The 1,526-nt window shown below is 66.5% G+C and carries 1 protein-coding gene and 1 tRNA gene; both read left to right on the forward strand.

The annotated features are described in order from the left end of the window. Positions 1-196: 196 nt before the first annotated feature. Positions 197-547, forward strand: a complete 351-nt coding sequence (locus ACFWBT_RS42970) for a helicase associated domain-containing protein (protein ID WP_385710274.1) — start codon at positions 197-199, stop codon at positions 545-547. Positions 548-1,175: 628 nt separating this feature from the next. Continuing rightward, positions 1,176-1,263 (forward strand) — tRNA-Leu (locus tag ACFWBT_RS42975). Positions 1,264-1,526: the final 263 nt, after the last annotated feature.

Genomic DNA, 1,526 nt, shown 5'->3' on the forward strand with positions numbered 1-1,526 from the left:
GCCCTGACGGCGAATCCCAACCCGCTGCCCTGCTCCGCAGGAGTCCGCTTCCTCCCCGGCCTGAAGGCCGGGGTATCCACGGAGGAGTTCGATGAAGGCCGGCGGCACCCTGCCCACGCAGACCGGCGAGGCGGTTGTGTAGGGCGAGGACCTGGGAGCGTGGATCGCCGCGCAGCGCCCAGGATGGGACAGGCTCATGCCCGCGCAGCAGTACCTGCTCGAGACCATCGGCATCGATCCCGACGAGGGCGGTCCGGTACGGGCGGTGGCCCGGTCACAGGATGAACGGTGGGCCGTCAACCTCGCCGCGGCCCGACAGTTCCACGCCCGCGAAGGTCACCTGCACGTCCCGAGGGAGGCAGTCGAGGACGTCGCAGGCGAGCAGATCAAGCCCGGGGCATTCCTGGACAACGCCCGGCGCAGGGCCGGGAAGCTGAGCGAAGCGGCCTGGGGAGCTGGATGCTTTGGGGATGCGGTGGTCGTGACGAGGATGGGCGGTCGCTTCAGCGGGAGGGAAAAGCGACCGCCCGGGCCCGCCGCACGCTGACCACGGCGGCAGGAAGTCGCCTCCCTTCAGCGTCCACCGGCAGGCGGGAGGCAATACCTCATTTTGCCTGCCTGTAACAACTGGTAGCCGTTCGACACGTCTTTTAACAGAAGCAACATTTCGTCGTGTCTGCGGGTAACTGACATCGTTGGACAGGTCCATCGCGCGCAGGATCCGGCTTCACCCTTCGGAGGCGCGCGGCCGAGGGCCCGACACGCACCGGTATCGGGCCCTCACCCATGCGACGTGCCGGCATGGCGGTAAGCCGTCGACCGGTGTCAGGGTAGTGGTGTGACGGCCCGGTACACCCTCCCCGAGGTACCCGGGCCGTCCGATCCGGCGGCTACCGCTATGCGTGTGTGGCCCGGATGTGGCCTGTCGCCTCGATAGACCGGCGGTGCAGGATTGGCGAGCGACCCGCCTGCGGGGAGTCGGTGGGCTGGGATGTGCTGGCAAGTGCTGAGCGCTTGGGGCGGGACTGCGTGCTGGTGTCGTGGCCCAGAGCAGGCCGGGACAGTAAAGTGATCGTTGCTTCACCAGCAGGCGGCCCGTGGCCAGCAAATACCAAAGACACGTGTCGTCTGGCCCGGTCCCAGAGCTCGGGTCCTGGGACCGGGAGTGCTAGCTAGGGAGTGTGGCGGAACGGGCAGACGCGCCGGATTCAAGTCCCGGTGCCCCATGCGGGCGTGAGGGTTCGACTCCCTCCACTCCTACCAGTCATTCAGGTTCTACTCCGCTGGCTGGAGCAGTAGATGCACCCGTATCGATCAAGGGCGTGAGTCGTTGATCGAGCCGATACGCGCGTGATCGGTCACTGTCTCCGTGAGTGTGCGATGTATCGGACGGGCCGGAGCCCCCATCTTGGCCCGGCGTCCACGACATGACCCACCGGCTCGACCAGCCAATATCCTCCACAAGCCGTCCGGACATGTAGATCGCGAACTGCAACCGGAGCACTGATGCCCGATTTTTTCTGTTT

Source organism: Streptomyces sp. NPDC060027 (assembly GCF_042737005.1).
In the GTDB taxonomy this organism is placed as follows: domain Bacteria; phylum Actinomycetota; class Actinomycetes; order Streptomycetales; family Streptomycetaceae; genus Streptomyces.